Raw genomic sequence first — 22,340 nt, forward strand, 5'->3', positions numbered from 1 at the left:
TGCTTGGCATGGTGGCGGAGGTTCGCTACATCGCGAAGCCATCGCGGGAGCCCTGTTTTGCTATTGGCGGGGGAACAACCTATATGGCCTGCCGGAAGCCGCCGCTTGGTCAAACCTCTGGCTTGGTTCAAATCTGGATAGGATTTGAGCCTATCACCTTCAGCTTGTTGGCTGACGAACGACCGCTTTGCCACGCGCGGTCGTCTCCAACCGTCACCGGCGCAACTGGGGCGCAATGCGCTGCCTGCAGATCTGAACGGCCCGATGGAAGCTCGCCGCGAAAATCGACGACGACACTCGGAGCCGACCAGTTTTCGGTTGAGGCGACTTGGCTTCTTCTATCGCATCCACCCTGGGCGACGGGAACCAACCGCTCGGCAAACCTACCTAAGCGAATAAGCACCGGAAAATTTCCTCGCAGGCGCATAGGTTTTCGTATCGACGCCAACTTCCTGAACATCGAATTTGCCATAGCCAACGATGGGATGATGAGGAGCAACGCGTCCTGAGCCGCCAGAGTGCCCGGCGGCGCGAAGATAGTCGCGACAGCCGCAATCGTCCGAACGCCGAGACAAGCCCGTCGGTTTTGTCCCCACGCCTCGCACAGAGGTTCGTTCCCTGGGAGAATTAGACCGAGAAAGTCGGTCAGTGCAGAAACCAGCGCGGCCTTCGTGATCATCGATGCCTCCGTTGCAATGGCACGTCGTCGACATGGCCCTTCCAAGCCGCTGGGCTTGGCTGGCGAAGATTGCGATATTGCGCCGAGAGAGATAATATGGATATTTATGGAGTATGACTTCCATTCGATGGAAGAATAGATGGACCGTTTGGAAGCGATGACGATCGTGCTGCGCACGGTCGAAAAGGGAAGTCTTACGGGGGCCGCCAAGGCGCTGAACATGCCGCTGCCGACCCTCAGCCGGAAGGTCAGCGAACTCGAAGCGTATCTCGGCACCAAGCTGCTGCAACGTTCGACGCGCAAGCTCACCCTGACCGACGCAGGCCAGAACTATGTCGAGGCCGTCAAACGCATCATGGAAGAGATCGAGGAGGTCGAAAGAGCCGCATCCAGCGAGTACACGACCCCGCGCGGCGAGCTTGTGCTGACGGCGCCCCAACTGTTTGGGCAGATGTACATCCTGCCCATCGTCACGGACTTCCTTGCCGCCTACCCGGAGATCAACGTCCGGCTCGTCTTGTCGGACAGAAACCTGCATCTGTTCGACGACCACGTGGACATGGCCGTGCGCCTGGGCGCGTTGCCGGACAGCAGCATGATCGCGACCCGCGTTGGGTCGATGGATACGGTGGTCTGTGCTTCGCCGGACCTGCTGGCGGCGCACGGCACACCGAAACACCCCAAGGATCTTCAGACACTTCCGTGCGTGATTTTCGCCGGTCCCGCCACGACCACGTGGTCCTTCCGGGATCCGGCCTCCAAGCGTCTGTTCGACGTCGACATCGTTCCGCGCCTGTCGGTGACGTCGGCCGAGGCTGCCGTCCAGGCCGCACTCCGGCGCACCGGCCTGACTCGGGTGTACCGCTATCATTGCGCGGAGGCGCTACGCTCGAAGGCGCTCGTTCAGGTCCTGCAAAAGTTCGATGTGGAATCCATCCCCGTCCATCTCGTTCACGCGGCTCGCGGCCTGTTGCCGCTCAAGATGCGCGTCTTCCTGGACTTCGCGGCCAGCCAATTGCGCTCTGCCCTGTCGAACCTGGGGTGATCTCGGCGCTTCCACCGGGGGCCCGTTTCTGACAATTCCGATAGTCGGCGAGCGGCCCTTAACTTCCATCCCGTGAAAGATACACTCTCGAAATCAACGGATTATTCTTTTCGGCGCAACCGCACATTTTCTCCTCACCGAGCCACGGTGGCTCGATTGCAAAGGAGAACAATCATGGCTCGCATCGCCATTCCGGCCGTCCAGGACGCCCCGGCCAAGTCCCAGCCGATCCTCGAAAACTACGTTAAAGTTCTCGGTCTGGTGCCGAACTTTTTCGCCCTCATCTCGCAGTCGCCCGATGCCCTGAAGGCGATCGCCGAGATGCATGCGACGCTCGGCAAAAGCCTTGGTCACAAGACCCGCGAACGTCTTCACATCATGACCGCCGAAGTCAACGGGTGCAGCTACTGCCTGACGGCCCACACCTACTTGGGCGGCAAGCTGAACGGCCTGACCAAGGAAGACATGGAGCTCAACCGCGAGGGTCATTCCACCGATCCGCAAGCCGACGCGGCGTTGCAGTTCGCCTACAAGGTCGCCAAGTCACGCGGCCATATCGACGACGCCGATTTCGCGGCAGTGCGTGCCGCCGGCTTCACCGATGCGCAGATCATCGACATCGTTGCCGAGACCGCCTTCAGCTTCATCACCAATCTGTTCAACAACACCTTCAAGACCGACTTCGACTCTTCGTTCCCGGAGCTCCACACCAAGAAGGCCGCCTGATCTGCGGATGGACCAACCGGCGGAATCGCGCGCCTAGCTTTACCGCCGTCTCGTTTCTGCGCCACGGGAGTGCGACGACCGCATCGGGGTTCCTCCGTCTGTCGCCCCTCCCGCGAGTGGAAGAAGCGTCGTGAAGTACACGATCGCCGCAAGCTCGCGATCGGACTGATCTCAAACCATCCGCAAAGTCATTCAGCAACAACCTTGGCCGTCGATGAGCACGGCTTTCGAGGAGACATCCCATGACCGTCGTCGTGATCCCCGTCTACAATGAAGTGACGCAGCTTGATTTCACCGCCCCACACCAATTTCTGACGATGATTCCCGACATCACGGTGGTCGTCGCGTCCATCGGCGGAACTCCGGTAACTTCCAGCGGACTCTCCTTCGACAAGCTCGCCGACCTGGAGGCCATCGAACGGTGCGACGTCATCTGCGTTCCGGGCGGCTTGGGCTGCATCGACGCAATGGAAGATTCGCGCTTCCTGAGCGCCGTGCGCCGTTTGGCGGGCACCGCCACCTATCTGACCTCCGTCTGCTCTGGATCTCTGATCCTTGGGGCTGCTGGTCTGCTCAAGGGGCGCCGCGCGGCCTCGCACTGGGCGTGGCTCGATATGCTGCCGGCATTCGGCGCCACACCTGAGAAGGCGCGCGTCGTGCGCGATGAGAACATCATCACGGGCGGCGGCGTCACCGCAGGCGCGGACTTCGCCTTGACACTGATCTCCGAGTTGCGCGGCGCGGACGCGGCCCAGTGCGTCCAGCTGGCGTTGGAATATGCCCCGGCCCCTACTTTCGACGCTGGAAACGCAGATACCGCGCCGACGCACATCCGTTACATGGTGATCGGGCAGTTGGCGGAATTGATGAAAGACACACGCCAGCGCATCGAGTCCGTCGCAAGCCGGACCGGCGAACGGTAGTCGACCCGAATGCCGCCGATCAAATCTGAATCCGGGCGGCCCACGAAGCAAGCGATCGGCGTATTCGCCGGTCGGTTGGCCCCTTGAAGGAGTAGCTCATGCCCCGACTGCGGATATCGACCCGCGACGATGCGCCGCCAGCCAGCAAGCCGATCCTGGACAGCATCTACCGAAAGCTCGGCGTCGTCCCCAATTTCTGCCGTCTGATCGGCAGCAGTCCTGCCGCACTTGGAGCGTTCGCCGCTTTTCAGGAAGGACTATCCGGGACGCTGGATGCGAAGACGCGCGAACGGATCGCCCTAGCGGTAGCCCAGGTGAACGGTTCAGACTACTGCTTATCGGCTCACAGCTATCTCGCAACCAATATCGCGAAATTATCTCCCGACGAGATCGCACTGAATCGGAAGGGCGGCTCGAAGAGCGTCAAAGCGGAAGCCGTAGTGAATTTCGCTGCTAAGGTGGCCGATCAACGCGGCCGGGTCGGCGACGACGACATCGCCGCTGTCAGGCTCGCAGGTTACGACGACGCCCAGATCGTCGAGATCGTCGCGCTGGTCGCAGAAAACATTTTCACCAACTACCTGAACGAAGTTGCCAAGACAGACATTGATTTTCCGGTCGTGCGGTCGCAACCCGTTTGAACGCACGACCGTCAAAGCGTCGCTAGAAGCATGCCGTCATGCCGGAAGTACAAGGCGATCGCCGACCCGAAGAATGCCGTCCGACGCGATCTTGACATAAATCCCGAGATCGCCATGACCAAAGTGTTCGCGCAACTCCAGCGGGACACGGATGTCTCTCTCGGCCGTATCGGGATTGACCTCCGTGGCCGGGCAACGTTTCGTCCGCCGAACGCCTTTGACGGTGACATCGCCGATCCGGAATTCGCGGTCGATCAGATCCATCTCGGACCAGGGATCGATGCCATCCACCAGCAGGTTGCCGCGAAAACGTCTCGGATCAACGGGCCTTTGAAGCCTGTTCTCCAGCTCGCGCACGGTCGAAAGATTGATCAGGGATACGGCTTCCATCAACACCGGAGAATGTACGCTGACGTCGGTGAAGCGATGACCGTTGCCCTTGACCACGCGCGGTCGACCGTTGAGATCGCCACCCATGAATTCGTCGATCGCCTTTTCCACCGTTTCTCGACCGCTTGTCGTCTCGAGACTACCCTCCGCGAGAACAGAACCCGCATGTAGCAACGAGAGGGTCGAAGTCGGAATATCGAACGCGGTTTGCAGTGCGGCCAGTCGAGCGAAGCGGGCCAGGACGGCGAATTTTGTCTTGGGAATGGGACGCGGATTTGCCTCGTCGAAATCGGTATCGGCCAAGGCAAGCGCGAACGTCCGGTCGTGGGAAAGACCACGTCCGCTGGCTACCTCGATTTCGGGCAGATCCTCGGCGACCAACCCTTTTACAGGAAAACGACTGATACGCTTCAGCATTGGCATCCGTTGTTCTCGTTGTGGCAGGTGAGATGAAGAGCGCGCAGCAACTCGCTCGTTCCCACTTCGACAGGTCAATTCCGAGCATTCCCGAATGCTCGGAATCAAAGGCTAGATTCCGCGTTTCGCAAGGAAAGCACGGATCAGCGTCGCGGCTTCATCCACCGCTTCGTCGAGGGCGAAGTGGCCGCCGTCCAGCATGTGGACTTCCGCATCGGGTACATCACGCTTGTAGGCCTCCGCTCCGGGCAGCGCGAAGGACGGGTCGTACTTGCCCCACAAAACGAGCAACGGCGGATGGTGGCGCTTCAGCCAATCCTGCCACGACGCATAGCTCGCAACGTTGGTCTGGTAGTCGTAGAACAGATCGGACTGGATCTGACGTTGGCCCGGCTGCGCAAGGTGAGCCCCTTCCCACTCCCACGCCTCCGGATCATATCGGTCCGAATGCGGCGTCGAGCCGAGATGCCGGCCCTTCGCGCCTTCCAGCGATGTGAAGCCGGGGATGACCTTGTCTTCGTAGGCCGACCGGTCTTTCCAGAAGGCTTTGCGGATATCCCAGGCCGGTCCCAGTCCCTCATCATGCGCCACCGCGTTCTGGACGATGATCGCCTTCACGCGCTCGGGATGGGCGACGGCCAAGCGCATGCCGATCGGACCGCCATAATCGTTGTTGTACAGCACGTAACTACGCAATCCGAGTTGCTGCGTGAAGCCATCGATGATCTGCGCCAGGTGATCGAAGGTGTAGCGGAACTCAGTCGCGGGCGGCGCATCGCTCTCGCCGAAGCCCGGATAGTCCGGCGCGACGAGATGATAGCGGTCCGCCAAGAGCGGAATCAGCGTCGCGAACATCCGGGACGAGGAAGGATAGCCGTGCAGCAGTAGGATGGTCGGCGCGTCCTTCGGGCCGGCCTCGCGGTAGAAGATCTTCAGCCCGTCGACCGTCACCTTATGGTAGGTCGTCGTCGACGAGATCGACGGCACCGTTTGCGCGCCTGCCATGCCGGCGGATGAGGAAAGCGCAGTGCTCGCCGCTAGAAACGCGGTAGCGAGTATTTTCTTCATGATCGGACTCCTGCAAAGAACACCAAGGCCGGCCGTCTGGTAACGGCGACCGGCCAATGCGAGGACCGCAGTCAGGCGGCGAACACAGCCTTGATCTCGGCCGCCACCTGCGGAGCGTTCTCGTCGAGCACGAAGTGCCCGGCATCGAGCCAGACCAGCTTGGCGTCGGGCAGATCGTTGAGATACGCACGGGCGCCGGGCGGAATGAAGAACGGATCGTGCTTGCCCCAGACGATCAGCGTCTTCGGCTTGTGAGCACGAAAGGCGGCCTGCCACTCGGGATAGAGCGCGATGTTGGTCTTGTAGTTCTCCAGCAGGTCGACCTGGTAGTCCTGCACGCCGGGCCGATCGAGCAGCGCCTGATCGAGCACCCAGTTGTCCGGGTTGATCGCCTCCGGATCCTTGGCGCCGACCAGCCAGTGAAACTTGGTGCCTTCCAGGCTGACGAAGTCGCGTGCCGGCTTCTCGGTTTCCGGCGTGCGCTTCTCCCACAGGGGCAGGAGCACGCCCTTGGGAGCATCGCCGACGCCTTCCATGTAGGCGTTGGCATTCTGGATGATGAAGCCCTTCACCCGATCGGGGCGCTCCGTGAACAGGCGCAAGCCGATCGGGCCGCCGTAGTCCTGCATGTAAAGGATGTACGAATCGAGCTTCAAAACGTCGACCAACCCAGACACGTGCGCCGCCAAGTTGTCGAAGGTGTAGGTGAATTCCTTGTTCGACGGGGCGTCGGAATGGCCGAAGCCGATGTAATCCGGAGCGACAAGGTGGAAGCGGTCAGCCAGAGCCGGCATCAGTTCCCGGAACATCTGACTGCTGGTCGGCAGACCATGAAGCAGCAGGATGGTCGGCGCCGCAGGATCGCCCGCCTCCCGGTAGAAGATCTTGCGGCCATTGACGGTTGCTGTCCGATGGAAAATTCGGGTGTTCATGGTCGTTCCTCGGCGGTTGGGACATCCTGCGGGCGGCGGCGCCGCCCGTCGTCGTGTCTATGGGCGACCTTTTGAAACCTTCCATGGATGGCCGATAGTCGATATCTTCGGGAGGAGACCTCTCGCTGGATGGAAGCCCTTGGACCGACTTGAAGCCATGACGACCCTGCTGGCAGCCGTGGAGTGCGGCAGCCTTTCCAAAGCCAGCCGGCACCTTCGGCTTCCGCTGGCCACCGTCAGCCGCAAGGTCGCCGAACTGGAAACCCACCTGAACGCGACCCTTCTGATCAGATCGGCCAAGGGCCTGGAAATGACGCCGGCCGGGCGCTCCTACGTCACGGCTGCGAAGTCGATCCTGGAGCAATTGACGGAAGCCGAACGCGCGGCCTCCGGCGAGTACACGGAGCCAAAGGGTGAGCTGGCGGTCACCGCGCCCATCATGTTCGGACGGATGCACATGCTGCCCGCGGTGACGCGTTTCCTCTCCGCGTTTCCCGAAGTCGCGGTAAACTTGGTCCTCACCGACCGGGTCACGCATTTCCTGGATGACCAGGTTGATGTCGCGCTTCGTATCGGTGAGTTGCCGGACAGCAGCTTGATCGCGACGCGCCTGGGTTCGGTCCGGCGGCTGGTATGCGCGGCTCCGGATTACTTGGCCGCGAACGGCGTTCCCAAAACGCCCGACGATCTGGCGCGACACAGCGTCATTTCCTTCGACGGCGTCTCCTCGCCGACCACATGGATATTCGAGTCCGAAGGATCCGAAATCACCACGTCTTTCCGCTCGCGCCTGAGCGTGAATACGATCGACGCCGCGATTGAAGCGGGGCTAGGCGGAGCGGGTCTTATCCGCACGAACTCGTATCAGGTCGAGGACCATGTACGGAGCGGCCGGCTGGCGGTCGTTCTCGATGCTTTCGAGCCTGCGCCGCGGCCCGTGCATCTCGTCTATGACAAGCAGAACCGCTTGCCGTTGAAACTGCGCGCCTTCGTCGATTTTGTGGTTCCGCGCCTGCGCGAACGGTTGGAGCACGCGGCCTTCTAGCTTGCCCGCTCTCATCACTGCGCGATGGTTTCTGCCAGAGAAGCAACCTCCAATGTCGCTATGAAGCCGGCACATTCCTCCTGCGTCATAGGTGTCGGCGCGTCACTTGTGATTGCCGCGTTACCGACCGCATGACTCAAACTTCCGTCGCGCAGAGGAGGGACGTCAATGATGCCAGCAAACACGGCTGAAAGGGCCGCCGCTTTGCGCCAAGCGGTCGTTCCGTAACTGCCCGTTCTAGGAATGGGCCCTCGCCCAGTGACCGGCTCCGCCAATGCAGCGTGCTGCGATCCATCAGTCGTCGAGCGACATTGCGCTCCCAAACCGGAGCTGCATCGTACATTCTCGTAGAATATCGTAGTTTGGTGCCCAGGGGCGGGATCGAACCACCGACACTGCGATTTTCAGTCGCATGCTCTACCAACTGAGCTACCTGGGCAAACCCGCGGGGCCGAAAAGGCCGCAGCGAGCGGGCGGTTTATAGAGAGGTCGGGGCGCTGTGTCCACCCGCCTTCGCGAAACGCTTTGCCGGGCGCCGCCCGCCTGGCGTTGTTTCCCCAACTTGTTGGGAAATCTTGGCTATTCGGGGTCCTCCACGTCGTCCTCGCGGCCGGGAACGACGTAGCGGCCGCTGAGCCAGCGGTTGAGGTCGACGTCGCGGCAGCGCGAGGAGCAGAACGGGAGAAAGGCCTGCTGGGCGGGCTTGCCGCAGATCGGGCAGGCGCGCGCGGTGGCCGGGGGTGTTCGGGTTTGGTGGGTCATGGCTGGGCCGGAGCTTACATCATCTGCCGCATGTTCCGCTGCGCTCCATCGCTGCTTGACGAGCCAAGGTGCCGCGTCGAACGCCGGCAGTCGCCGGCTACTGTGCATGGGGTTGTTTTCGATATTTTGGCGGCGCGCCCCTGGGAAGGGCTATCGCATCCGGCTATCGACTGCCGTCGCTGCGCGAAACTGGATGCCTCACACCGCGACGGCGTTGAGCCAGCCGTGGCGGATCGGGAAACCTTCGCCGCCGAGCAGGGTCACGGTCTCGTAGAGCGGCAGGCCGACGACGTTGGTGTAGGAGCCGACCATCTTGACCACGAAGGATCCGGCAATGCCCTGCACGGCATAGCCGCCGGCTTTGCCGCGCCATTCGCCGGAGCCGATATAGGCCTGGATGTCGTCGTCGCTGAGCCGCTTGAAGCGCACGCGCGTTTCGACCAAGCGCTGGCGGAACGCCTCGCGCGGCGTCACCACGCAGATCGCGGTGTAGACACGGTGGTTGCGGCCCGACAGCAGGCGCAGGCACTGCGCGGCCTCGTCGACCAGATTGGCTTTCGGCAGAATGCGGCGGCCGACCGCGACCACCGTGTCGGCGGAGATGATGAAGGAGCCGCGCAGATCGTCGTCGAGCTGCACCGACTTCAGCGCCGCGTCCGCTTTCGCACGCGCCAGGCGGTTGGCGCAGGCGCGCGGCAGCTCACCCCGCCGCGGGGTCTCGTCGACGTCGGCCGGGCGCAGCGCGTCGGGCTCGATGCCGGCCTGGTTGAGCAGGGCCAGCCGCCGCGGCGAACCGGAAGCAAGAACGAATTTGGGACGGCCTAGCATGCGGGCTTTTGGGCTGAATCGGGGGGACGGACGCGGGCGGAACCTATCGGATGGGGCATCGATGCACAACCTTGGAACCGGCCGCGAATCGCGCTTCCCCGTGGGCGACAAGGCCCCATAAGCACAGCTGTTTGTCAGTCTGGCGACAAGGGGCCGACCTTGCGAATCGGAACACGCGGGTCCCTGCGCGGAGCCTCACAAGTTTGCCACGCCGGCCTTGGTGAAACGGCGGCGGATGCGCATCAACAGGCCGTCGCAAACCTCGCGATAGGCGGCGAGCTTCTGCTCGCGATTGCCGCTGGTGCCGGTCGGATCAGGGGTCGGCCAGTATTCGACAGCGGCGGCGAGCGTCCGGGTCAGATCCAGCGCCTTGTGGTGTGCCTCGGGCGACAGCGTGATGATGAGGTCGAAGTTCAGCCCCTCCCAGTCCTCGAGCTCCTCGAAGGTCTGCGGCTTGTGGCCGGAAATGTCCTGGCCGAACTCGGCCATCACGGCGACCGCGAACGGATCGAGTTCGCCCTTCTTCACGCCGGCGGAGCGGACATAGACGCCTTGCGGGAACATCTGCTGCAGCAGGCTTTCGGCCATCGGCGAGCGCACGGCGTTGTGGCCGCATGCGAACAGCACGGCCTGCGGGGAGCGCGCGCGCGGCGCTTCCATGCGATCAGGCTTTTTTCGACCGGGGTACGCCCCCGTCGTCTGCCGAGGCGGCGATCATCATCGGGATCATGCGCCTCTTTTCTTGGCGCATGATCTGATCCGAAAACCGGTACCCACTTTGCGCTAACGCGGCCCTCCGGGTCGGGATCATGCGCCTTCACCCTTCCAGTGCAGCACAGTGATCAGCGTGAACAGCCGCCGCGCGGTCTCGAAATCGACGCGCACCTTGCCCTTGAGCCGCTCCTGAAGCGTGCGCGAGCCCTCGTCATGGATGCCGCGGCGGCCCATGTCGATGGCCTCGATCTTGTCCGGTGTCGCGGTACGGATCGCCTGATAGTAGCTGTCGCAGATCATGAAGTAGTCCTTCACGACGCGGCGGAACGGCGTCAGCGACAAGAGATGCGCCACCACGGGCGCGCCGTCCTCTTTCCTGATATCGAACATCAGCCGGTTGCCGGTGATCGCGATATGCAGGGTATAGGGCCCCGGCCCGGCTGCGCCTTCGGGTGCGAACAGGTTTTGCTCGACCAGGTCGTAGATGGCGATCGCCCGCTCATGCTCGATGTCGGGGCCGGAACGGCCGATCGATTCCTCGTCGAGCGTCACCGCGACGATGCGATTGTTGGAATCCTCGTCGTCTGGTGGCTTGTTCATGAGAGGTTGAGGCGCAATCCGACGGAACGTGAATGGGCATCGAGACCCTCGGCCTGGCCGAGCGTCATCGCGGCGGGCCCGAGCGCACGAAGCTGATCCGGCCCGCACCGCAGGATCGAGGTTCGCTTCATGAAGTCAAGCACCCCGAGGCCCGAGGAGAACCGCGCCGAGCGCGCGGTCGGCAGCACATGGTTGGAGCCGCCGACATAGTCGCCGATCGCCTCGGGCGTATGGGGCCCGAGGAAAATCGCCCCGGCGTTGCGGACCTTTTTCGACAGGCCCTCGGCGTCCGCGGTCATGATCTCCAGATGCTCGGCCGCGATCGCATTGGCGAGCTCGACCGCGTCGTCGAGTTTTGCCACCATGATCACGGCGCCAAAATCATCCCACGAGGCGCGCGCAATCGCCGCACGCGGCAGCGTCGCAAGCTGCGCCTCGACCGCGCGCTCGACATCGGCCGCGAGCCGTGGGCTGTCGGTGATCAGGATCGACTGCGCGCTGACGTCATGCTCGGCCTGCGCCAGGAGATCGGCCGCGATCCAGTCCGCATTACCGGTGTCGTCGGCGATGACAAGCACCTCGGAGGGGCCGGCGATCATGTCGATGCCGACCTTGCCGAACACCAGCCGCTTGGCCGCGGCGACATAGGCGTTGCCGGGGCCGACGATCTTGGCGACCGGCGCGATGGTCGCGGTGCCATAGGCCAGCGCGGCCACCGCCTGGGCGCCGCCGACGCGGTAGATTTCCGAGACGCCACCGAGACCTGCTGCCGCCAGCACCAGCGGGTTGAGCTTGCCGTCCGGCGCCGGCACCACCATCACCACCCGCGGCACGCCGGCGACCCGGGCCGGCACCGCATTCATCAGCACCGAGGACGGATAGGCCGCGGTGCCGCCGGGCACGTAGAGCCCGACCGCATCGACCGCGCTCCAGCGCCAGCCGAGCTCGACCCCGGCGGCATCGGTGAAGCGCTCGTCCCTGGGCAGCTGGCGGCGGTGAAAGGTCTCGATCCGGTCGCGCGCGAATGTCAACGCCTCGACGGTCTTGGCATCGCAGGCCGCAACCGCAGCGTCGATCTCGGCGGCGGTGATGCGCAGGTCGGCGGCGTCGAGTTCGAGCCGGTCGAACTTTTTTGTCGCCTCGAGCAGCGCCGCATCGCCGCGGGCCGCCACGTCGTCGACGATGGCGCGGGTGGCGCGCTCGACGTCGGCCGATACCTCGCGCTTGGCCGCCAGGAACTCGCGGAAGCGTTGCTCGAAATCGGCGCTCTGTCGGTCCAGGCGAACGGGCATGGCGGCTTTCTGAAGAGGAATTCGGGTCCCTGCTCAATGGCGCGGCGGATAATGGCCGTCAACCCTTCAAGGGAGGTTGAAATTGCTGTCGTCCCTGCGAAAGCAGGGACGACCAAGAATCAACCCGGCCCCACCCCGAGATCGTCGGGCCCGAGATCGGTCAATTCGCACTCCAGGCACTCGACATCGAGCCGCAGCGCCGCACCCTGGCCGAACATCAGCAGCGCGCTGCCGCCCGGCGGGTCGGAGGCGTGGAATTCGATCCCGAGCAGTTCCAGGGTGGCCTCCGGGGCCTCCAGGTCGATGTTGCGCGACTTGCATGCCAGCACCCGGTCGAACCTGAGTGCGGCGATCAGCCGGCGCGAAGACGTGACACCGGCCAAGGTCTGCTCCCAGTCCAGCCGGTTCAGGCCGACCACGAGGCGCTTCTCGTCCTGGCGCCAGACGATGTCGGCGGGCTGGACGCGGGCGTCCTGTACATGGGCGGAGATCACCGCGAGGTCATCGGCATCGAGGGCGATCAGTTTCAGCGGTGCGGGTGGGGACATGACGGTGGTTATAACGCCTTCGGCCGCCAGAGATAGCACGTGGCCGAAGGGAAATCCGGCTCGAGGGAACCGGCCCTGCCGCCGCCCATCAGAGGCTGTTGATGTCCTCGCTCTCCAGCACTGGCCTCGGGTAGCCGTCGCGGGCCACCTTGAGCATGGCGCGGCCGAGCTGTTCCGATGTGGTCATGTAGCTCGGGGCAACGCGGACAAGGAACGACAGCAGCGGCGAGGTCGCGACATAGATCGCCTGCACCCAGCCGGTCTTCGAGCGGACCCCGTGCAGCGGCTGGATACCGGCGGGCCGGAACATGTAGGCGGCCTTGAACGGCAGCTTGAGCAGGTCGTTCTCGGTCTTGCCCTTCACCCGCGCCCACATCAGCGGGCCTTGTTCGGTGGAATCGGTGCTGCGGCCCGTGACATAGGTGAACACCATGCCGGGATTGAGCCGCGCCAGCGTCGTCGCCGCCGCCAGCGTGATGTCGTAGGTCAGATGCCGGTAGCGCGTCTCGTCCATGCCGATCGAGGAGACGCCGAGGCAGAAGAAGCATGCGTCATGGCCGGTGAGCTGCGGCTCGATCGCGCTGTAGTCGACGAAATCGTCATGGATCAACTCGACGAGCTTTGGATCGCGCTGCCCGGTCGGGCTGCGCCCGACCGCCAGCACGCGTTCGACGCCGGGATCGAGCAGGCACTCGCGCAGCACGCCCTGCCCGACCATGCCGGTCGCGCCGAACAGGATGACTTTCATGCAATGTGCTCCTTTTCGGCGACTTCGATCCAACGGCAAGGACCGTGTCACAGGACGATATATGAGCGCGTGATCTTTCGTGAGGTGAGCACGACGGACAGGCTCCCTCACTTAGGTGTCGGTGAAGCTGCGCGATGTTGAGATGCGCAGCCTACCGCGCAGCCGCCCGTCAGCCCTTGATGAACGCCAGCAGATCCTTGTTGATCGTCTCGGCTTCGGTCGTCGGCATGCCGTGCGGAAAACCCTTGTAGGTCTTCAGCGTGCCGTTCTTCAGGAGCTTGGCCGAGAGCGGGGCGGAATCGGCATAGGGCACGATCTGGTCGTCGTCGCCATGCATCACCAGCACCGGCACATTGATTTTCTTCAGATCCTCGGTGAAGTCGGTCTGCGAGAACGCGACGATGCCGTCGTAATGCGCCTTGGCTCCGCCCATCATGCCCTGCCGCCACCAGTTCTGGATCACGGCTTCCGACGGTTTCGCGCCGGGCCGGTTGTAGCCGTAGAACGGCCCGGCCGGGAGATCGCGGTAGAACTGCGAGCGGTTGGCCGCGAGCTGCGCCTGCAGGCCGTCGAACACCGATTTCGGCAGGCCGCCGGGGTTGGCCGCGGTCTGCACCATCAACGGCGGCACCGCGCTGAGGATCGCGGCCTTTGCCACCCGGCTCTCGCCGTGGCGGGCGATGTAATGCACCACCTCGCCGCCGCCGGTGGAATGGCCGACATGGACGGCGTTCTTCAGGTCGAGATGCGCGGTGACGGTCGCGAGGTCGTCGGCGTAGTGATCCATGTCATGGCCGTCGGCGACCTGGGCGGAGCGGCCGTGGCCGCGGCGGTCATGGGCGATCACGCGAAAGCCGTGACCCACGAAGAACAGCATCTGCGCGTCCCAATCGTCCGACGACAGCGGCCAGCCGTGGCTGAACACGATCGGCTGGCCCGAACCCCAATCCTTGTAGAAGATCTCGACGCCGTCTTTGGTGGTGATGGTGGGCATTGATTGCTCCTCCTGTTGCGTTGCGTCGTTCCGGGGCGACGCGCAGCGTCGAACCCGGAATCTCGATCGATTGACTCTGGATTCCGGGTTCATGCTAACGCGTGCCCCGGAATGACGTGGCATGAACAGATGTGTCAGATCAGGCGAATGTGACCGGCCTGAACCGGCGCCACGCGCCGATGATTACCACGGCGAAGAACACCAGCACGATGCCCTGCACCACCGCAAATACCGGCCCGGACGGCGGGTTCGGCGGCACCGCCGGCGCCAGCGCCTGCAGCGCAGGCACCTTGAGGAAGCTCTGGATGACCAGCACGAAGACGTTGAGATAGAGCGAGACCATCGCGGTCACGATATAGATCGGGCGCCAAGCGCCCTCGAGCTGCATCGCATACAACGCGATGCAGGCGATCGCGAGCAGCACCAGCGAGAGGCCGCCGATGATGTGCGACGGCAGCAGCTTCTCGGTCACCAGAGGCGGAATCACGAAGCCGGTGGCGTTGGTCAGGATGGTGAGGATGAGGAAGATCGCGGTCAGTCCGGGCATCGCGCGCGAACCGAGCAGGCCGAACATCACGATCACACCGGCGACGATTGCAATCAGGCTGATAATGACGTGCACAAGCACTAACGTCGTCATGTGGCGAACTCCCCGTTGAGACCCGCGCGCGAGGTTACGATGCGTGCGGGAAAAATGCTACATGGTTCGATGGCAGGACGGCCGACATCTCATGAAAAATTTGCCGGCGCCGGCACTTGCCGAAAAATTTCGCACCGATGCCACATGCCGCGACACGTGCGCCTCGTGAGACATTGAATCAATAATAGCGAGGGATCGGTCCGTTATGCGGGGTCTTGTGCTTCGACAGGTCGAACAGCACCTCGTCGACATAGCACCAACCCCAGCCTTCCGGCGGATCGTAACCCTCGATCACGGGATGGCCGGTGGCGTGGAAATGCGCCGTCGCGTGCCGGTTCGGCGAGTCGTCGCAGCAGCCGACATGGCCGCAAGTCCGGCAGATCCGCAAATGCAGCCAGCGGCTGCCGCTCTTCAGGCATTCCTCGCAGCCGAGCGCGCTCGGCGTGACATCCTGGATGCCGGCGATATGGGTGCAGCCTTTTGTCATTTTCTGTCCTTTTACCTGCCGCGCCTATCTGATCCGTCATCCTGAGGCGCGAGCCCTTGAGAGCCTCGAAGGATGAACGGCCCAGCTGGTGGCCGATTCATCCTTCGAGGGCCGCTGAAGAAGCGGCACCTCAGGATGACGGGGATAGTGTCGTATCGATCATCCCTACAGCGAGGGACTGCCATCATCGGCGAGATACCCGTGCAGGGCCGCGACGACCTGCGCGCCTTCGCCGATCGCGCCGCCGACGCGCTTGACCGATCCGGAGCGGACGTCTCCGACCGCGAACACGCCGGGCACCGTGGTCTCGAGCAGCGGCACGGCGGGCGCGCCGTCGCCGTTCTGCACGCCGGTCATCACGAAGCCGCCGCGATCGACCTGCACCCCGCAGCCCTCGAGCCAGCCGGTCGCCGGATCGGCGCCGACGAACAGGAAGAGATTGCGGATGTCCATGGTGAACTCGTCGGGCGCGAGCCGGCTGCGCCAGCGCACGCGCTCCAGCGTCTCCGCGCCCTCGAGCCCGGTCACCTCGGTGTTGAACATCAACTCGATGTTCGGCGTCGCCTCGATGCGCTCGATCAAATAGCGCGACATGCTGGCCCCGAGCCCGCCGCCGCGGATCATCATGTTGACCCTGCGCGCATGCGCCGACAGGAACACCGCCGCCTGGCCTGCGGAGTTGCCGCCGCCGACCAGCACGACGTCCTGCTGGGCGCACAGCCGCGCCTCGATCGGCGAGGCCCAGTACCAGACGCCGCGGCCCTCATAATTCTCGAGATTGTCGATCGCCGGCCGGCGATAGCGCGCGCCGCTCGCGACCACCACCGACTTGGCGCGCAGCGTGTGCCCGCAGCCGGTGGCGAGCGTGAACGCGCCCGACGCCTTCGAGCAGTCGAGCGATTTGATCGAGACCGGGATCAGCATCTCGGCGCCGAATTTCTGCGCCTGGTTGAAGGCGCGCCCGGCCAGCGCCTGGCCGGAGATCCCGGTCGGGAAGCCCAGATAGTTTTCGATCCGCGCGCTGGCGCCGGCCTGGCCGCCGAAAGCACGGGAATCGAACACCGCGACCGACAGCCCCTCGGAGGCCGCATAGACCGCGGTGGCGAGCCCGGCCGGGCCGCTGCCGACCACGGCGACGTCGTAGAGCTTCTCATGTGCGCTGTTGCCGATCATGCCGAGCGCCATCGCAAGCGCGGTCTCGGACGGATTGCGCAGCACCGTGCCGTTCGGACAGACCACCAGCGGCAGCTCGGCGCGCGTCGGCGAATAGCGCGCGACGAGGTCGGCCGCATCCTTGTCGGTCTCGGGATCGAGGACGTGATGCGGCTGGCCGTTGCGCGCCAGGAAATTCTGCAGCGGCGCCATGTTGCCGACCGACGCGGAGCCGATCAGCACCGGCCCGCCGGCGCCGCCCTGGATCAGGCTGACGCGGCGCAGGATCAGCGCGCGCATGATGCGCTCGCCGAGATCAGCCTCGGCGACCAGCAGCGCGCGCAGCCGCTCGGGCGGCAGCAACAGCGTCTCGACGGGGCCCTCGGCATGGCCGTCGACCAGCGCGGCGCGGCCTGAGAGCTGGCCGATCTCGGCAAGGAATTGCCCCGGCCCCTGGTCGATGATCGGCGTGACACGGCCGAGGCCATCGCGCTGGGAGATCGACACGCTGCCCGACAGCACCACGAACATGCCGGGCCCCGGCTTGCCGGTCTCGAACAGCGCCTCGCCGTCCTTGTACGACCGCGGCTCGCCGAAGCGGCGCATCCGCTCGATCTCGTGCCCCGTCAGGGTCGGAAAGGTCTGCTCATGGCGCGGAAAGGCGGTGGCGGTGGCGTTCAGCCGATCGATCGTCGTCTCATCCATGGCCATCTCGGCGACTCGCTTCTTGTTGCAACAAATGCCAACCGGCCGGAGTTTCGATTCTCACTAGAACCAGAACCCAGGCCCTGGCTTGTCGTTTTGCCGGATTTTCTGCACGAACTGATGTCCATCTCGCCCGAAATCGCTCTAGCGGCCCGGCTCGCTTCCGCCGCCGCCGTCTCGTGAGCCGTCTTCTGGCGAGGCGTCGTCTAGTGAGGCGTCATCTAACGAGGCTTGGGCTGGTTCGGAAGCCACATCCTCGCGACCGCGCGCCTGCGATTTTCGCCGCTTCAGATTTTCGCGCAGAGCCAGCTTGAGACGATCCTGTCGTGAATCCTTCACGCGGGCTCCGGCCTGCCCGCCGCCTCTGTCGTGCTCACCCGTCATTGCAAAACTCTCGAACCGCCGTCGCGCCTTCCGCGAGGCCGAATATAGCCAATGGCCGCCGCCTGCGCACCCTGCCCGGTCGGCCAGTTGCGCCAGGCGGCATGATTCGGCGGTTGGGCGAAATCCGGCTTCCCGGCACGGTCGGAACCCAATCGGACCGGAATCGGCCGAATTGGGCAGAATCACCGGCGAAGAATGTCAGTTTCTGCCGATTTCATCGGCAACCGGCGCGCTGTTTCGCTTGCGCCAACGGGAGGCCTGTGGCAAGAACCGCCCGCTTGGACGGGCCCGTGGGGCCGATTCAATTTTTCCCGGGCATGCTGCCGTAGCTCAGTGGTAGAGCACTCCATTGGTAATGGAGAGGTCGACAGTTCAATCCTGTCTGGCAGCACCATTCTCCCAGCGATCGCTACCGTCATTGCGGGCTCCGCCGCGTTCACCGCATCAATGCGCGAGCAGCAGACCCGCCCCGCCGATCATCAGCGCGATGTAGAACGCGAACACACTGCCGACCCATTTCCAATCGATCTGTCCGTGCTCGGGGCTCAGGCTTTCGATGATGCCGTGCATGATGTTTCCTCCAGAAGCGTTTTCGAGCGAAGTGGGTACCGGTTCGCGTGAAGAAAGCGCGTCAAAACAAAAATCTGGAGCCCCGTTCCGATTCAATCGGAACGGAAAAGGCTCTAGAAGTCGCATGCGCGGCGTATAGCCTGCACCTCGATCACGTCATGTGACTCACTTCACACTTCAAAGTCGCGGAACGGACCCAAGAGTGACTGGCCCAGAACTGAAGAAACTGCGCGAACATCTCGGCGAGGCACTCGGCCGGAAGCTGACGGCGGCGGATATGGCGAAGCTGTGCGGGTTACCGGCGGCCGGCGGCGCCGAAAAACTCCGCAAGTGGGAGGTCACCGGCCCGACCCCGAAGGTCGCCGCCCTGCTGCGCGTGCTGGCGATGGCGAGCGAGCACTATCCGATCCTGGAGAAGTTCGACGTGTTCGATCGCCACGACGTTCCGGTCAAGGATCGCGCCGCGCGCCGCCAGGCGTTCCGCGAGCAGATGCGCGACGACGTGCGCAAGCGATTGGACTAGCAGACGGCTTGGTTAACGGAAGCAGCACATCGCGCGCGGCCCGTTAAGCCTTCCGTCATTCCCGCTTAAGCGTTCGTTAGGCACAACAAAACGTTTCACCGCAAGGCCTGCGACTTAACGCTCCACGTCGTCTTTCGGTGACAGCATTTTATTCAAATGCGGTCTAACGCATCGCCATGGATGGCGCCATTCACGCTGCGCCTCATGACTTGTCCGGAGACTGCCTTATGAAGAAGTTCCTGCTCGCAACCGCAGCCGCAGCTGTTGCCGTCGCTGCCTTTGGCGCGACCGCCCAGGCCGCCGACCTCGGCTCCCGTGGCTATTACCAGAAGGCGCCGGCGCCTGTTTACGCCGCGCCGCTCTACAACTGGACCGGCTTCTATCTCGGCGGCCATCTCGGCGGCGTGTTCTCGCAGAACAACACGTTCAACGGCCTCGCGCTGTCGGACTCCAGCGCCCGCTTCATGGGCGGCGTCCAGGGCGGCTACGACTGGCAGCTGTCGCCGATGTGGGTGATCGGCCTCGAAGGCCAGTATTCCTGGGTCGGCGGCCATCAGCTCAACGCGATCTTCCCGGGCGGTTACGTCTACAACAACAACCAGCGCGGCATCGCGTCGATCACCGGCCGGGTCGGCTACACCTGGGGCCCGGGCCTGATCTATGTGAAGGGCGGCTATGCCTATTCCGACAATAACGAAACGGTGACGCTGGGCGGCGCGCAGGTACCCTTCGCGCTCACCGACAACCACAGCAACGGCTGGACCATCGGCGGCGGCGCCGAATACATGTTCGCGCCGAACTGGTCGGCCAAGGTCGAGTACCAGTATTACGACTTCGGCGACAGCCGCTTCACCGCACCGGGCGCGCTGGTGCCGGTCGGCAGCTTCCACAATGACGAGCACACGGTGAAGGCGGGCCTCAACTACCGCTTCAACCTCGGCAACCTCGGCGGCCCCGCTTACGGCCGCTATTGAGGTTACCGACCAGCACAACCGAAAGTGGAAAGGCCGGCTCGCGCCGGCCTTTTTTCGTCCGATCGCGCGCATCGATTCCGCACAGCGAACCAACGCGGCGCCGATGCGCGGCCCTGAAAAATCCCGCAGATCGTCGCAATTTTCCCGATTTTATTAACCCGCCGCATTGATACTCCCGCGCCGGGGAAACATCCAAGAGTAGTGGCCAAGGGTAAGGCCAGGGGGTACGGGGCAATGGCGTTTCGGTTCAAGCTCGGCAAACCAAATCTCAAGCGTATCCATCTGCCGCAGATGGGTGTCAGAGGCAGCCTGTTCGCGGCATTCGCCGTGATCGCAGGCATGGCGCTCGTGATCAGCGCAGGCGCCGGCATCGTGCTGCATCAGCTCGGCGGCACCATGAGCGATCTCTCTGGCCGCGACATTCCGCGGCTCGCCGCGAGCCTGCAGCTTTCCGCGCAGAGCGCCTCGCTCGCAGCCCAGGGGCCCGGCCTGCTCGCCGTGCAGAGCGAGGATGCGCTGAACGATCGCACCAAGAAGGTGCAGGAGGTCGCGCAGCAAACCAACGCCAAGCTTGGCGAGATCATCGAACTCGGCGCCGACAAATCCGTCGTCAGCGCGCTGCAGGAGAACGTCAAAAACACCGACGAGGCGACCAAGAGCCTGATCTCGGCGGCGCATGAGCGGCTCGACGTCGGTGCGCTGCGCGACAAGCAGTACAACGCGCTGCGCAAGGCGCAGGGCGCCTTCGTTTCCGCTGCCGGTCCCGCGATGCTCGACGCGCAGACCCGGCTCAACGCCATTCTCGCCGCGGCCGACGTCTCCGCTGACGCTGCCACCGAGGCCGCGCGCACCGTCGGCCAGATCAGCAACGTGCTCGCCGCCGGCAATCTGATGGCTGCCGACATGACCGCGGCGCTGTCGGCCAATTCCAGCGAGACGCTCGATGCGATCGAGGCGGAGTTCAAGAAGGGCCGCGAGCGCGTCAAGTCCAACCTCGAGGACCTGCCGAACAATCCGGCGATCGTTGCGGTGCGCGACACCGCGGAGAAGCTGCTCGTGCTCGGCGAAGGCAAGACCGGCGTGTTCAAGATCCGCCAGAAGGAGCTCGATTCGATCGATTACGGCCAGACCATCCTGGAAGAGACCCGCAAGCTCAATGTCGGGCTCGGCATCAGCGTTCAGCAGCTGGTCGAGGCCGTGCAGAAGGATACCGATTCCGCGACTTTCCAGGCGCGGCAGCAGATCTCGCTCGCGACCACGGTGATGATCGGGCTCGGCGCGCTGACGCTGGTGGGCTCGTTCCTGTTCGTCTGGCTCTATGTCGGGCGCAACATCCTGCGCCGCATCCGTGGCCTGCAGCGCTCGATGCAGCTGTTGTCCGACGGCGACCTCGACACCGAGATCCCGCAGAGCCGCCAGCGCGACGAGATCGCCGTCATGGCCGACTCGTTGCAGGTATTCCGCGAGAGCATGATCGAGAGCCGCGAGCTCACCGAGAACCAGAACAAGGACCGCTCCGCCAAGGCCGAGCGCGCCTCGCGCATGGAGAAGCAGATCGCGACGTTCGAATCGACGGTCCGTACCGCGCTCGGCAGCCTGCAGGGCGCGGCGAACTCGATGCAGTCGACCGCGCAGAGCATGTCGGCGACCGCCGACCAGTCGAGCGCATTGGTCAACGCGGTCGCCTCTGCTGCCGAGGAGACCTCGGTCAACGTGCAGACGGTGTCGGCCGGCACCGAGGAACTGTCGTCGTCGATCTCCGAGATCGGCCGCCAGGTCGTCACCTCGGCGGAGATCGCCCGCAAGGCGGTCGAGGAAGCCAGCGCCACCGATACCACCATGCAGGGGCTTGCCGACAATGCCGCGCGGATCAGCGTCGTGGTCGACCTGATCCAGACCATCGCCTCGCAGACCAATCTCTTGGCGCTCAACGCCACCATCGAGGCGGCGCGCGCCGGCGAGGCCGGCCGCGGCTTTGCCGTCGTCGCTTCCGAGGTGAAGAACCTGGCGAGCCAGACCGCCAAGGCGACCGAGGAAATCCGCCAGCAGATCGTCAGCATGCAGGAGGTGACGACGACGGCGGTCACCGCGATCCGCAACATCTCGAGCACGATCGGCGAGATCAACGACGTCACCACCGCGATCGCCGCTGCTGTCGAGGAGCAGGGCGCGGCGACCCGCGAGATCGCCCGCAACATCCAGCATGCGGCGGGCGGCACCAGCGAGGTGTCGAGCAACATCGTCGGCGTCTCGACCGCCTCGGCAGAGGCCGGCGCCGCGGCCGGCGAGGTGCTCAGCGCCTCCGACGCGCTGCGCCGCGAGGCCGACGTGCTGCGCTCGGAGATCGACGGCTTCCTGTCGAACATAAGGGCGGCGTAAGCCATTGCCGTCATTCCGGGGCGATGCGACAGCATCGAACCCGGAATCTCGAGATTCCGGGTTCGCCTCTTCGAGGCGCCCCGGAATGACGGCGCGAACCAGCGCGCCGGTTGGTTTGATCCGGATTACGGAAATTCCCCGATTCCCCCCCCCCCCATTCTCCGGACGACTATC

24 protein-coding genes and 2 tRNA genes are annotated in these 22,340 nt (G+C 64.1%); 9 read left to right on the forward strand and 17 right to left on the reverse strand.

From position 1 onward, the window contains the following. Window positions 1–127: 127 nt before the first annotated feature. Entirely contained in the window at window positions 128–679 is a 552-nt protein-coding gene (locus JQ573_RS32245; RefSeq protein WP_212408777.1) for a hypothetical protein, read from the reverse strand. Between the two features lie 139 nt (window positions 680–818). Between JQ573_RS32245 and JQ573_RS32250 the strand changes: the two genes are divergently transcribed. From JQ573_RS32250 to JQ573_RS32265, 4 genes are all read left to right on the forward strand, one after another. Continuing rightward, window positions 819–1,724: a LysR substrate-binding domain-containing protein gene (locus tag JQ573_RS32250; RefSeq protein WP_212320528.1), complete on the forward strand. Its 906-nt coding sequence runs from the start codon at window positions 819–821 to the stop codon at window positions 1,722–1,724. 174 nt (window positions 1,725–1,898) lie between these two features. Then, complete coding sequence (locus JQ573_RS32255) at window positions 1,899–2,450, forward strand: carboxymuconolactone decarboxylase family protein (protein WP_212317302.1); 552 nt, start codon at window positions 1,899–1,901, stop codon at window positions 2,448–2,450. Between the two features lie 242 nt (window positions 2,451–2,692). Next, on the forward strand, window positions 2,693–3,373 hold the full coding sequence (locus tag JQ573_RS32260; protein WP_212317212.1) for a DJ-1/PfpI family protein: 681 nt from the start codon (window positions 2,693–2,695) through the stop codon (window positions 3,371–3,373). 98 nt (window positions 3,374–3,471) lie between these two features. Next, entirely contained in the window at window positions 3,472–4,014 is a 543-nt protein-coding gene (locus JQ573_RS32265) for a carboxymuconolactone decarboxylase family protein (RefSeq protein ID WP_212317210.1), read from the forward strand. A 36-nt stretch (window positions 4,015–4,050) separates the two neighbouring features. Here the strand turns inward: JQ573_RS32265 and JQ573_RS32270 are convergent, their stop codons facing one another. From JQ573_RS32270 to JQ573_RS32280, 3 genes are all read right to left on the reverse strand, one after another. Continuing rightward, window positions 4,051–4,821 carry an MOSC domain-containing protein gene (locus JQ573_RS32270; protein WP_212317208.1) on the reverse strand — a complete coding sequence of 257 codons (771 nt, stop codon included), beginning with the start codon at window positions 4,819–4,821 and terminating at the stop codon, window positions 4,051–4,053. 111 nt (window positions 4,822–4,932) lie between these two features. Beyond that, complete coding sequence (locus tag JQ573_RS32275) at window positions 4,933–5,946, reverse strand: alpha/beta hydrolase (protein ID WP_312011694.1); 1,014 nt, start codon at window positions 5,944–5,946, stop codon at window positions 4,933–4,935. Between the two features lie 14 nt (window positions 5,947–5,960). After that, a complete protein-coding gene (locus tag JQ573_RS32280) occupies window positions 5,961–6,821 on the reverse strand; it encodes an alpha/beta fold hydrolase (protein WP_212317207.1) in 861 nt (286 codons plus the stop codon). A 139-nt stretch (window positions 6,822–6,960) separates the two neighbouring features. Here JQ573_RS32280 and JQ573_RS32285 point away from each other — a divergent pair, with 139 nt between their 5' ends. Beyond that, window positions 6,961–7,866 (forward strand): LysR family transcriptional regulator, encoded by a 906-nt coding sequence (locus JQ573_RS32285; RefSeq protein WP_212317206.1) that lies wholly within the window; start codon window positions 6,961–6,963, stop codon window positions 7,864–7,866. Between the two features lie 363 nt (window positions 7,867–8,229). On the opposite strand, the gene JQ573_RS32290 is transcribed toward JQ573_RS32285, so the two are convergent. The 12 genes from JQ573_RS32290 to JQ573_RS32345 form a co-directional block, all read right to left on the reverse strand. Continuing rightward, a tRNA-Phe gene (locus tag JQ573_RS32290) sits at window positions 8,230–8,305 on the reverse strand. 140 nt (window positions 8,306–8,445) lie between these two features. After that, a complete protein-coding gene (gene yacG / locus JQ573_RS32295; protein WP_212317205.1) occupies window positions 8,446–8,628 on the reverse strand; it encodes a DNA gyrase inhibitor YacG in 183 nt (60 codons plus the stop codon). A 198-nt stretch (window positions 8,629–8,826) separates the two neighbouring features. After that, window positions 8,827–9,456: a Maf-like protein gene (locus tag JQ573_RS32300; protein WP_092123132.1), complete on the reverse strand. Its 630-nt coding sequence runs from the start codon at window positions 9,454–9,456 to the stop codon at window positions 8,827–8,829. A gap of 195 nt (window positions 9,457–9,651) precedes the next feature. Then, on the reverse strand, window positions 9,652–10,116 hold the full coding sequence (locus JQ573_RS32305; RefSeq protein WP_212317204.1) for a low molecular weight phosphatase family protein: 465 nt from the start codon (window positions 10,114–10,116) through the stop codon (window positions 9,652–9,654). A gap of 147 nt (window positions 10,117–10,263) precedes the next feature. Next, window positions 10,264–10,770 carry a UPF0262 family protein gene (locus tag JQ573_RS32310; RefSeq protein WP_092123128.1) on the reverse strand — a complete coding sequence of 169 codons (507 nt, stop codon included), beginning with the start codon at window positions 10,768–10,770 and terminating at the stop codon, window positions 10,264–10,266. Then, entirely contained in the window at window positions 10,767–12,062 is a 1,296-nt protein-coding gene (gene hisD, locus JQ573_RS32315; protein ID WP_212317203.1) for a histidinol dehydrogenase, read from the reverse strand. Before hisD ends, JQ573_RS32310 begins: the two co-directional genes overlap by 4 nt. A gap of 119 nt (window positions 12,063–12,181) precedes the next feature. Next, entirely contained in the window at window positions 12,182–12,610 is a 429-nt protein-coding gene (locus JQ573_RS32320) for a DUF2948 family protein (RefSeq protein WP_212317202.1), read from the reverse strand. Between the two features lie 88 nt (window positions 12,611–12,698). Continuing rightward, window positions 12,699–13,358 (reverse strand): epimerase, encoded by a 660-nt coding sequence (locus JQ573_RS32325; RefSeq protein WP_212317201.1) that lies wholly within the window; start codon window positions 13,356–13,358, stop codon window positions 12,699–12,701. Window positions 13,359–13,527: 169 nt separating this feature from the next. Next, window positions 13,528–14,352, reverse strand: coding sequence for an alpha/beta fold hydrolase (locus tag JQ573_RS32330; protein WP_212317199.1), 825 nt, complete (start codon window positions 14,350–14,352; stop codon window positions 13,528–13,530). A 139-nt stretch (window positions 14,353–14,491) separates the two neighbouring features. After that, window positions 14,492–14,992 carry a hypothetical protein gene (locus JQ573_RS32335; RefSeq protein WP_212317197.1) on the reverse strand — a complete coding sequence of 167 codons (501 nt, stop codon included), beginning with the start codon at window positions 14,990–14,992 and terminating at the stop codon, window positions 14,492–14,494. A gap of 178 nt (window positions 14,993–15,170) precedes the next feature. Next, the gene (locus JQ573_RS32340) at window positions 15,171–15,479 is read right to left on the reverse strand and encodes a UBP-type zinc finger domain-containing protein (protein ID WP_212317195.1); all 309 of its coding nucleotides are present in this window, start codon (window positions 15,477–15,479) and stop codon (window positions 15,171–15,173) included. 165 nt (window positions 15,480–15,644) lie between these two features. Beyond that, on the reverse strand, window positions 15,645–17,342 hold the full coding sequence (locus tag JQ573_RS32345) for a cyclic nucleotide-binding domain-containing thioredoxin-disulfide reductase (RefSeq protein ID WP_212317194.1): 1,698 nt from the start codon (window positions 17,340–17,342) through the stop codon (window positions 15,645–15,647). Between the two features lie 697 nt (window positions 17,343–18,039). Between JQ573_RS32345 and JQ573_RS32350 the strand changes: the two genes are divergently transcribed. After that, window positions 18,040–18,114: transfer RNA gene (locus JQ573_RS32350), tRNA-Thr, on the forward strand. 50 nt (window positions 18,115–18,164) lie between these two features. Here the strand turns inward: JQ573_RS32350 and JQ573_RS40695 are convergent. After that, window positions 18,165–18,290: a hypothetical protein gene (locus JQ573_RS40695; RefSeq protein WP_283815131.1), complete on the reverse strand. Its 126-nt coding sequence runs from the start codon at window positions 18,288–18,290 to the stop codon at window positions 18,165–18,167. A gap of 202 nt (window positions 18,291–18,492) precedes the next feature. Between JQ573_RS40695 and JQ573_RS32355 the strand changes: the two genes are divergently transcribed. The 3 genes from JQ573_RS32355 (at window position 18,493) to JQ573_RS32365 (ending at window position 22,166) form a co-directional block, all read left to right on the forward strand. After that, on the forward strand, window positions 18,493–18,813 hold the full coding sequence (locus JQ573_RS32355) for a hypothetical protein (protein ID WP_092123112.1): 321 nt from the start codon (window positions 18,493–18,495) through the stop codon (window positions 18,811–18,813). Between the two features lie 227 nt (window positions 18,814–19,040). Beyond that, window positions 19,041–19,787, forward strand: coding sequence for an outer membrane protein (locus JQ573_RS32360; RefSeq protein ID WP_212317193.1), 747 nt, complete (start codon window positions 19,041–19,043; stop codon window positions 19,785–19,787). A gap of 234 nt (window positions 19,788–20,021) precedes the next feature. Then, window positions 20,022–22,166, forward strand: a complete 2,145-nt coding sequence (locus JQ573_RS32365) for a methyl-accepting chemotaxis protein (protein ID WP_212317192.1) — start codon at window positions 20,022–20,024, stop codon at window positions 22,164–22,166. Window positions 22,167–22,340: the final 174 nt, after the last annotated feature.

Origin of the sequence: Bradyrhizobium sp. AUGA SZCCT0105, from assembly GCF_018129565.1 — a bacterium.
Lineage (GTDB): Bacteria > Pseudomonadota > Alphaproteobacteria > Rhizobiales > Xanthobacteraceae > Bradyrhizobium.